The organism is Mediterraneibacter catenae, from assembly GCF_008691045.1.
GTDB lineage: Bacteria > Bacillota > Clostridia > Lachnospirales > Lachnospiraceae > Mediterraneibacter > Mediterraneibacter ornithocaccae.
Genome location: NZ_VMSO01000016.1, coordinates 46,341 through 56,898 on the forward strand (window position 1 = coordinate 46,341; position 10,558 = coordinate 56,898).

General features: G+C 49.4%; 9 protein-coding genes and 1 riboswitch. Of the genes, 8 read left to right on the plus strand and 1 reads right to left on the minus strand.

Translation table 11 applies throughout. From position 1 onward, the window contains the following. Positions 1 to 32: 32 nt before the first annotated feature. On the minus strand, positions 33 to 644 hold the full coding sequence (locus tag FNY66_RS11635; protein WP_150311258.1) for a TetR/AcrR family transcriptional regulator: 612 nt from the start codon (positions 642 to 644) through the stop codon (positions 33 to 35). 224 nt (positions 645 to 868) lie between these two features. Here FNY66_RS11635 and FNY66_RS11640 point away from each other — a divergent pair, with 224 nt between their 5' ends. The 8 genes from FNY66_RS11640 (at position 869) to FNY66_RS11675 (ending at position 10,474) form a co-directional block, all read left to right on the plus strand. Next, positions 869 to 2,989 (plus strand): FAD-dependent oxidoreductase, encoded by a 2,121-nt coding sequence (locus FNY66_RS11640; protein ID WP_150311259.1) that lies wholly within the window; start codon positions 869 to 871, stop codon positions 2,987 to 2,989. Then, positions 2,986 to 5,742 (plus strand): FAD-dependent oxidoreductase, encoded by a 2,757-nt coding sequence (locus FNY66_RS15980; RefSeq protein WP_150311260.1) that lies wholly within the window; start codon positions 2,986 to 2,988, stop codon positions 5,740 to 5,742. The genes FNY66_RS11640 and FNY66_RS15980 overlap by 4 nt, the downstream gene beginning before the upstream one ends. Positions 5,743 to 5,762: 20 nt before the next feature. Then, positions 5,763 to 6,278: a DUF1097 domain-containing protein gene (locus FNY66_RS11650; protein ID WP_150311261.1), complete on the plus strand. Its 516-nt coding sequence runs from the start codon at positions 5,763 to 5,765 to the stop codon at positions 6,276 to 6,278. A gap of 20 nt (positions 6,279 to 6,298) precedes the next feature. Continuing rightward, entirely contained in the window at positions 6,299 to 7,090 is a 792-nt protein-coding gene (locus tag FNY66_RS11655; RefSeq protein WP_150311262.1) for a DAPG hydrolase family protein, read from the plus strand. Positions 7,091 to 7,337: 247 nt separating this feature from the next. Further along, a riboswitch (FMN riboswitch) is annotated at positions 7,338 to 7,473 on the plus strand. Between the two features lie 179 nt (positions 7,474 to 7,652). After that, positions 7,653 to 8,291, plus strand: coding sequence for an ECF transporter S component (locus FNY66_RS11660; RefSeq protein WP_150311263.1), 639 nt, complete (start codon positions 7,653 to 7,655; stop codon positions 8,289 to 8,291). After that, positions 8,288 to 8,821, plus strand: coding sequence for an ECF transporter S component (locus FNY66_RS11665; protein ID WP_150311264.1), 534 nt, complete (start codon positions 8,288 to 8,290; stop codon positions 8,819 to 8,821). Before FNY66_RS11660 ends, FNY66_RS11665 begins: the two co-directional genes overlap by 4 nt. Before the next feature lie 383 nt (positions 8,822 to 9,204). Then, entirely contained in the window at positions 9,205 to 9,873 is a 669-nt protein-coding gene (locus tag FNY66_RS11670) for a cell wall hydrolase (protein ID WP_150311265.1), read from the plus strand. A gap of 109 nt (positions 9,874 to 9,982) precedes the next feature. Continuing rightward, positions 9,983 to 10,474 carry a GNAT family N-acetyltransferase gene (locus tag FNY66_RS11675; protein WP_150311266.1) on the plus strand — a complete coding sequence of 164 codons (492 nt, stop codon included), beginning with the start codon at positions 9,983 to 9,985 and terminating at the stop codon, positions 10,472 to 10,474. Positions 10,475 to 10,558: the final 84 nt, after the last annotated feature.

The following is a 10,558-nucleotide window of genomic DNA, read 5'->3' on the forward strand; positions in this document are numbered from 1 at the left end:
ACAATACAGTAATTTGTTCTGCCGGATCTTTATTATGATTTTTCTGTCTGATTTTTGAATGTTTTAAAAAGTCCGAAATGCATGTTGTCGGTCATGATTGTTTCGACTTCCTGCCTTGTAACGGTGGTATAGTACTGGAACCACCACTGAATAAGCGACATCATATTTGAAGCAAAAATGAAGGCGTAGAGGCTGGCGCATTTTTTCTGGTGAGGCGTCTGTTCAGATGAGGATTTCATGGCCGTAATAATGCTGTCGCGGATGATTCCCGTCATTTCATCATAAATCCTCCGATCTGTGGAAGCAGTCCACAGAATTTCATATTTATCTTTATTTTTTTCAATAAATTCCAGAGTGGCATCAAAATTATTGATATAACAGATATCGTGTATGCGGGAAGGTTCCGCGTTAATAAATTCCACATTGATATGCTGTCTGAATTCTTCCATTGTCCTGTTCAGATATTTGTCCAGCAGATCATACTTGTCAAGATAATACTTATAGAAGGTGGACCGGTTTATCATGGCCCTGTCGCAGATCATGCTTATGGTAATTTTCCGGAACGGACAGGCGGCCAGATTTTCCAGCAGTGACACATCAATCTGTCTCAGTGTTTTGATGATTCGTAAATCGCTCTTTCCCATTTTATTCTCCTTATTCCGATAATTCTACTTTAGCTGTTTTTTCCCTTTCTTTCAAGCAAAATATTCCCAAAAAGCAACAGAATAAAACAAAATGTTGCATATCATACAAATAAAAATAAACTGGTGATATGCACAAAAAAGGCAGATTGATAACATAGTAATATAGGAAATCTCTACAGAAATATATTCTGTCGGGATCAGTAAAAATGAAAGGAAGAGAAGCAATGGAAGTTACGATTCAGATCGACGGAAAAGAGCTCCATGTGGAGCAGGGAAGCAACGTCCTTGAGGCGGCTCTGACGAACGGAATCTATATCCCGCATTTGTGCCATCATCCGGATCTTCCGGATATCGGTTCCTGCAGGCTGTGCATCGTGGAGGTGGAAGGCCGGGAGGGAGTATGGCCGTCCTGTAAGCTGGAGGCGGAGGAAGGGATGAAAATCCGCACGGACAGTGAACAGATCAGTCATTTGAGAAATCTGTCCATGGAACTGATCCTGGCGGCACATCCGGAAGACTGTTCGACCTGCCCGAAATACGGACAGTGTGAGATGCAGACCCTGATCCAGTATATGGGTGTCTCAGCAACGAGAATGAATACCCGGGTGAAAGGGATTAAAATGAATGACAGCAATCCACTTATCATCCATGATATGAACCGCTGTGTGCTTTGCGGGCGCTGTGTCCGCGCCTGCGCGGACTTAAGAGGGGTGGGCGTGCTTCAGTATAATAAGAAAGAGATGGAGACATACATAGGAACCCTTCATGACCGTCTCCTGAAAGATTCAGACTGCCGGTTCTGCGGCGCCTGTGCGGAAGTATGTCCCACAGGCACGATCAGAGATATGGTGAATTATACGGCAGTTGAGAAGCGGGATACTCTCATCCCGTGTCAGGCGGCATGCCCGGCACATGCCGATGTTCCAAGATATGTAAGATATGTAAAAGAAGGAAGAATGGAAGAGGCGACAGCCGTGATCCATGAAAAGATTCCATTCCCCGAATGTCTTGGACATGTCTGCAATCATGCGTGTGAAGCGGACTGCAGGCGCGGAGAAGTAAATGAACCGGTATCGATCCGCAATATTAAACGTTATGCCGCGGAACACGCAAATAATGAACTGTGGAAGAAGAACAGCAGACATCTTCCGGCTACAGGGAAGAAAGTCTGCGTGATCGGCGGAGGTCCGGCAGGAATGACAGCGGCATATTATCTTGCCAAGCAGGGGCATGAGACTGTACTCAAGGAGGCTATGCCGAAACTTGGAGGTCAGATGCAGTATGGAATCCCGTCCTACCGCCTTCCGAGAGAAGTGGTAGATAAAGAAGCGGATTATCTTCAGGATGCAGGCGTCCGTGTTGAGACCGGGTGCAGAGTGGAAGATCCCAGGATGCTTCTTCAGGAATATGACGCAGTTCTGATGGCCATCGGGACTCACATGGGTGTGAGGCTTCCGATGGAAGGCAATGAACTTCCAGGTGTAATACTGAATGCGGATTTCCTGCAGAATGCCTCTATGGGGCTGGAGACCGGGATGGGAGAGCGCGTGATCGTGCTCGGCGGCGGAAATGTCGCGTTTGACTGTGCGAGGTCGGCTGTCCGGCTCGGCGCGAAAGAAATCCATCTGGCGTGTCTTGAAGCACGGGAAAATATGCTGGCGGATGATGAGGAGATCGAGCAGGCACAGGAGGAAGGTATCCATGTTCATCCGGCCCAGACTTTTGAGCGAATCTGCGGCGTGGATCATGTAACGGGTGTGGAGTTCTGTAATGTAAAAAGCTTCCGGTTTGATGAGAACCGGCGTGCCATTATTGAGAAAGAAGAAGGTTCGAACCATGTGATCGAGGCTGACACTGTGATCTTCGCGGTGGGTCAGCGTGCGCAGATTACGGCTGATGCCGGTCTGGAGCTTGGAAGAGGAAATTCGATTGCCGTGAAAGAAGGTTCGCTTGCCACCAGCGTGGATGGTATTTTTGCCTGCGGCGATGCGGTATATGGAACAAAAACAGTGATTCAGGGCGTGGCGTCCGGACGGAATGCGGCGTCTGAAATTGACCGGTATCTCGGCGGTGACGGGGATATTTCCGAAGTCCTTGTGCCGGTTGAGAAGAGGGATGCCCGGATCGGCCGCATTGAAGGGTTCGGATATCTGGAAAGAGCAGAGGAGGTATTTCTTCCGGCTGATCAGAGAAGGGACAGCTTCCGGCCTGTCAGCAGCGGAATCTGTGACGAGAAAATCTGTGCGGAGGCAGGCAGGTGCCTGAAGTGCGATCTCAGATTTGATATCACCGGTCACAGACTGTGGAGTGATTATACCGATCAGGAAAAGGAGGCAGTAAGATGAGTTTATTAAGCAATAATTCAGAAGCCCTTGCAATGGCAGGCAGGCTCAGTCAGGCCGAGCTGGAAACGAAGCTGGGCAGACTGCCGGAGACGGAAGGAAGAGTTCTGGCCGCGCTGTACAATGCAGATACGGAAGGAAAGATGAATATGCTGCTCCACACCAACCCGGCGGGGATCGTTGCCGGGCTGGCGGCTGCGGTGAAGCTTTCCGGAGCAAAGGGGGCTGTTCTTGTCACAGACTGTGATATCAATGAACAGGAATATACGGCCGCTGCGGCCACTGCAGGTGTTGAGCTTGAAATTGAGCACGCGGAGATGGTTAATAAAACTGCACACAAGCAGGATCTGATGATGACTTTCGAGGAACTGGCCGCTCTTGCGGAGCGCATGACAGGAAATGAACCAGGGATCTTTCTTGCAGTGGACGATGAAGTGCCTGTGGAGGCAGACCCGCAGGCACCGGTAAAGAGTTTCCTGCCGGCGGAAGGATGCAGAGGTATCCGGACGGGACATTGTCTCTATACACTGGCCGAGCTGGAAGGAGTGAAGATAAAAGATCTTCATACATGGGGCGGTGTGATCCGGACCATACGTGAAACAGACTGTGCGGTGGATCTGGCAGCGAAAGAAGTGTTTGCGCTGCGGAAGAAGAGCTGCGGCAAATGCACCTTCTGCCGGGAGGGACTGTATCAGATATCCCAGATTCTTCATGCCGTTACGGCAGGCCGGGCGGAGCTCAAGGATCTGGAACTTGCGGAAGAAATCGGCCTGGCCATGGAAGTGTCCTGCAACTGTACGCTGGGCGACCGCGCAGGCGTGCCGGCAGTTTCCATGCTGAAATCCTTCCGGGATGAGACGGAGGCACATATCCGGAGGAAAGAGTGCCCTGCGGAAGTCTGTCTTGCGCTGACCAAGTTCTATATCGATCCGAAACTGTGTACCGGAACAGGCGCGTGCGTGGATGTCTGCCCGGAACACTGCATTGAAGGGAAAGACGGGTATGTCTCACAGATCGATGAGTTTGACTGCACCCGCTGCGGAAAATGTCTTGATGTCTGTGCAAATCACGCTGTGAAGAAAGTATCCGGACGTATGCCGAAGCTTCCGCCGAAGCGCGCGAGACTGAAAGGCGCAGCGGCTGCATCGGAAGCGCGCCGGAGCTCTTCCGGCCTGCGGGAGAGAAGTGCAGGGAGAAAACGTGCGTACGCGGCGCCGGGTATACATATGGCAGTCCAAAAAGCTCAGAAAGCCGAACAGAGAGTTCATACAGAAAAGAAAGCGGAGGTTAAGATAATGAAAACATTACAGACAGATGTGGTCATTGTTGCAGGAGGCCCGGCAGGTCTGGCAGCAGCCATTACTGCAGGAGAAAACGGCCTGAAGTCTATTATACTGGAAAAATCCGGTACCACGGGCGGCGCGGCCAATATGGGAATGGGACCGCTGGGAATTGATACGAAGATCCAGAAGGCAAACTTCAACAATATCAGTGTGCAGGAAGCGCTGGATATGCATATGCAGTATACTCACTACCGTGTGGATGAGGATCTGGTACAGACCTATTTCAACAAAAGTGCGGAAACCATTGAATGGCTTCAGGAGATGGGCGTAGAGTTTGCGGGTGCGTTCCGCTACTTCAAGGAGTCTGAGGCTACCTGGCATATCGTGAAGCCGGAGAACGGTGTGATCGGGCCGCGTGCGGCAGGCCCCATGATCAAGAAGATGACCGAGCGCGCGAAAGAACTGGGAGCAGAGATTCTTCTGGAGACTCCGGCAGTTTCCCTCATCACAGAGAATGGTAAAGTCTGCGGCGCTAAAGCGGTGGATAAGGACGGGAACGGCATTGAGGTGAGAGGAAAAGCTGTTATCGTTGCAACCGGCGGATTTGGAAACAATAAGGAGATGCTGAAGGAGGAGTTCGGCCTGAACCTTGGCGAAGATTTCTTCCCGTTCCAGATTCCGGGCATTACAGGAGACGGCCTGCGTATGATGTGGGAGGTCGGAGCAGAGAAGTTCGGCGCCAACATCGAGGCTATCTATCAGATTCCGGACAATCTGAACTGGTTCCTGCTTGATGCGGTACTTCGTCAGCCGAATCTGCTGATCAACCAGCTGGGAGACCGGTTTATGAACGAGGGCGATATGGGAAATACCACGTACGCCGGAAATGCACTTCATCTGCAGCCGGGCAACTACGGATACTGCATTATGGACGAGGGGATTCTGAAAGAATACAAGAAGAACGGTCCGGACATTGTAGATATCGTACACCCGGCAGAGGCATTCATTGCATTTGACGGACAGGCCGCACAGGCGGTAGAGCAGGGGTATCCGGGATATATTGAAGCCGAGACGGTGGAAGAACTGGCAGAGAAGCTGCGAATTGACGCGGAGAAGCTTCAGGATACGATCAATGAATATAATGAGATGTGTGAGAACGGCGTGGACACGAAGTTCCACAAACCTCAGAAATACCTGCACCCGATTACCGGAAAAGGGAAATATCTGGTTGGCAAGTATTATCTGGCAGCCTATGGAACTGTCGGCGGCGTCCGCATCAACAAGTACTGTGAAGTGCTGGATGAAAATCAGATGCCGATCGAGGGACTCTACAGCGCCGGATCAGATGCTAATACAATTTACGGAGACAGTTATAACTTTACTCTTCCGGGAAACACAATGGGATTCGCCATCAATTCCGGACGTATGGCAGGTGAGAGTGTGGCAGAGTATATCCATGACTGTGAAGCATAAACGTCAGGGGGCAGTGGGTAATGTCAAAAAAATGGGATAATCTGACACTGGCACTGTGCATTGCACTGCTGCCGCCCATCTGGGCGGTGCTTGCGCCCCATATCCATGTATCCACCGGTGCAGTCGCGCTGATCTGCGCAGGGGTATATGTGGCGAACGGTAACCGGGCTTCCGATGGAGTAAAAATTTCCGTTGGTTTTCTGTTGGGTGACTTCTGGGCATGGGCTGCACTGCACATTATGGATCTGCTTAAATGGAATCCGGAGCTTGAGCTGTTCCTGACGCTTTTTGTCATGGGCGGTCTTGCGGTACTGATCTCAGGTCTTGCGCCAAAGTGGATCTACTGTCCGTCCTGGCTGTGCGGATGGGCCATTGGGCTTACAATCATGTCGCCTCTTGGAATGGAAGGCATGAAAGGATATCCGCTGCAGATCGCTGCGGCAATGCTTGCAGGCGTGTGGTATGTCGGTGTCCTTCTTGATAAAGTACAGAAGAAAATGTTGAAAATTATTCAATGCAGATTCAGTAAAAAATAAAGAAAGGCTAAGATAAAGTTATGGGAAAAGTCGGAGTGAGTGCGGAAGAGAAAGCACTTCCGTATTATAAATATTTTGAACAGGACCTGGCGCCGATCCCTGCGGAAAAGCTTGTGATCCTTGCGGAAGGAACGGGGGATGAAAAGAAAGCGGTGCCGTTTGAAAGGAAAGACCTGTTTCTGGCGGGAATGGATGAAGATTACTGTCAGACCGGGTACGGTGTAATGGACGACGGGACAGGGTTTGTCTGCAATACCACCTATATGCCGGGTGTGACCGGGGAGATGCTGGACTGGTGGTTCCCGTGGCACAGTGTGGGTTCGGATCTGCGCTACAAGATCTGGGATCCGGAAGACCACTACTTTGCAAGAGCGGACAGGGCGGACTATGTATGTGATCCGAATGTACCGATGAATCAGAAGACCTGGGGGGTCAACCATTATATTATGGAAGATGTGGGACCCGGACCCGAGTTCCTGAAACTCTGTTTTAAGAATCCGGCGGATTTCGGATATGATATATCCAATATCGGAACGGAAAAATGCCAGTCCATGGTGTGCGCGATCGGGGAGAGTTCCTGCGCGGCGGCCATGACGCATAAGTGGTATCCGTACGAGGATGGCGTCATGTTCTGCTCCAGATTCTGGATCGGCTTTGGCGTTGTGGACGGGAAAATTGTGAAGACACTGCCGGAGGGCGTGCGGATTCCGGATATAGTGCCAAAAGGACTGTTTGCACATAACATTAAAGAATTTTCCAATCTGGCGGCAATTCTGCCTCAGGTATATAAAGAGAACAAAGGAGCACTGTGATGCCTTGTCTGTGAGGCAAAGAGCAGTGCCGGACTGGAATATCTTTTTCCGCAAAAAAGGAAGAGCCACATCTCTGTGGCTCAAAGGGGGAAAAAGTTTATGAAAAAGTGTTCTTTTTAAGAACAGTTATAGTATAGAAAAGAGTTGTGTAAAAAGTGTGTTCAACTTTTGAATGGAGTATGAACAATGCGTAAAAAACTATTGCAATCCTGTGTATAAAGAGTTATATTATTACACGTAAAAGGAATAAAATCTTCGGGGTCGGGTGTAAGTCCCAACCGGCGGTATAGTCCGCGAACTGCTTCACAGCAGCCGAACCGGTGACCTTCTGATAAGAAGGAATTCCGGTACCGACAGTATAGTCTGGATGAGAGAAGAGATTTATAGTCGTCCGTATATATTTTGTGTATCAGACGACAGTCCATTGCATGAGAGATTAACCCCGGAAAGAGATTTCCGGGGTTTTATTTTGCGCGATACGGCTGATGGACGAAATTTCCGTGAAGATTGCCTTTTTCAAAATAATTTGCCGCATGTGCGGCGGAAAAAGGAGAGAAGAAAGATGAGTACAGAAACAAAAACAACAGTGCAGTCACAGGTGAAGGAGAGGTTCGGCGTCAGAGCCCTTGTGAATATCGGCATGCTTGCGGCAATCGCGGTCATTTTGATGCTTTTTGAGATTCCCCTGCCGTTTGCTCCGTCATTTTACGAGATTGACTTCAGCGAGGTGCCCGTCATGGTAGGATGCTTTGCGATGGGACCCTTTGCAGGAGCTCTCATAGAGTTTGTAAAGATCCTGCTCAATTTTGTTTTTACAGGTACAGATACAGCCGGAGTAGGTGAGCTGGCGAACTTTATCATCGGTTGTTCGCTCTGTGTTCCGGCAGGTCTGATCTACAGGAGAAAACGTACAAGAACAACAGCGCTTATCGGTATGGCTGCAGGCACGGTTACAATGACGGTGATCGGATGCGCAGTGAATGCATTTGTCCTTCTGCCGACTTATGCTACAGCGTTCGGAATGCCGATCGATGCTCTTGTGGAAATGGGAACAGCAGTGAACCCGGCGATCAATAGCCTGACCACATTTGTATTCTTTGCGGTTGCACCATTTAATATCCTGAAAGGCGTGCTCGTATCCGCTATTGTGTTCCTTATCTATAAAAAGATCAGCCCGATCTTCAGGATGCGTCTGTCATGAGAGGGCGAACAGTAAAACTGGTTAAAATGGGAGCGATGGTAGCGATATCGGTCGCGCTGGTTTATCTTATCCATTTTCCTATCTTCCCGGCAGTTGCATTTCTGGAATATGATCCGGCAGACATCCCGATCCTGATTGGTACTTTTGCTTTTGGACCTCTTGCAGGGCTGGCCCTGACAGTAGTAACTTCTGTGATCCAGGGGCTGACAGTGAGTTCCGGAAGCGGACTTTATGGCATCCTGATGCATGTGATCGCGACAGGGATGCTGGTCATCGTATCCGGGTCAATCTACGGTCGCAAGAAGACAAAAAACATGGCAGTTGTATCGCTTCTCTGCGGTATGGCTGCCATGGCGGTCGTTATGATGGGCGCCAATATTGTCATTACTCCTCTTTTTATGGGAGTTTCGGCAGAAGCCGTGTGGTCTCTTATGCCATTTATTGTCGGATTTAATTTGATCAAGGCTGGAATCAATGGCGGAGTTACTTTTATCCTTTACAAACGGATTGCCAATTTTTTGAGGAGATAGATGACTCCCGCTTCTTTATGGAGAAGCGGGAGTTATTTTGCGCGATACGCCCGGAGGGCGACCGCCGTGCTTGCACGAGCGGGCATCCGACGGGCAACGGTCATCGAGCGGCAATGCCGTGAGATGAGCGAGGTATCGCGGTGATTGGGTAGGGGAAGGAATCTTCCCCTACCCGATTGAAAATAACAGTTCGGTCTGCGTCGTTAGCAGAGCAGTGTTGGCGTGCAAAACAGGATAGAAATAAAAAAGTTGACAATTCAAAAAGTTTGTATTAAAATACCGCCTGTAACAATTTTGTAATATCTGTAATAAAACTGAAAATAATAACATATATATTTAAAAGAAGTTTGTAAAGATATTGCAATATGTTAGAGGAGGAGTATATGAAATATAATCAGAACAGGCGGATTTTTCGTATGTTTTACGCCGCCACTGCCAGTGTAACTTTGTTAACAGGATTTACGAGCCTGGCTGCGGAGAAGGATGCTTTTACGGCAGATACCGGCCTTGTACAGGAGGAAGCAGAGGAAGGAGCTTCGTGGGATTTTGCAGATACTGTAACGGATATTCAGGAAGATGCCGTGGATCAGACAAAGGCTGCGGCAGAAGAAGCAAAACGGCTTGCAGAGGAAAAGGCGGCTCAGGAAGCTGCCGCCCAGGCTGAAAAAGAAGCACAGGCTCAGGCAGAGCAGGCTCAGGTTTCATCGGCAGTCAATGCATCGGCTTCCGAGCAGGAGCTTTTGGCGGCACTGATCTTCTGTGAGGCGGGAAATCAGCCTTATGACGGACAGGTAGCCGTAGGTGCGGTTGTTATGAACCGCGTGCGCAGCGGATCATTCCCAGATACGATCACAGACGTGATCTATCAGTCCGGACAGTTTACCCCGGCGATGACAGGATGGCTGGATTCAGTCCTTGCAAGCGATGGTTATACAGACTCTGCGATGCAGGCAGCGGCAGATGCGCTGGCAGGGAGCAACCCGATCGGAGACTGTCTTTATTTCAGCACAGGCGGAGGCGGGTACCAATTAGGGGATCATTACTTCCGTTAAACGGGGGTTCCGTTAAAATAGTGGATGGTAATAGCAGTATAATTATGATAAAATAGTCCGGTATTAGTAAAATTACTGTGTATGTTCACGATACCAGAGGAGACAAAAGATGGCAGTCCGGATAAGAGAATATGAAAAAAATGATGCTCATGAAGCGGTAAATATATGGAATCAGGTCGTGGGGGATGGAGAAGCATTCCCTCAGACGGAATTACTGACGGCGGAAGCCGGAGACGAATTTTTCCGGGAACAGTCGTTTACCGGCATTGCTTACGATGAAGAAAGCGGTGAGATTACCGGTCTGTATATCCTTCACCCGAATAATGTCGGGCGCTGCGGGCATATCTGCAATGCCAGCTACGCTGTAAAAAAGGGCATGAGAGGACAGCATATCGGGGAAAAGCTGGTAACACACTGCATGCAGAAAGGAAAGGAACTGGGGTTTCGCATCCTGCAGTTTAATGCAGTGGTCGCCTCCAACAGATATGCGCTGAGACTGTATGAGAAGCTGGGATTTGTCCGGCTCGGGACGGTTCCCGGAGGCTTTCTTATGAAAGACGGACATTATGAAGATATCATTCTGTGTTATCATGAACTGTAAAATTCCGGATTTATCGTACAGGCTCATAATTGAAAAACAGCACAAAAACAGATTGATACAGCACAGACAATTCACGTATCCACG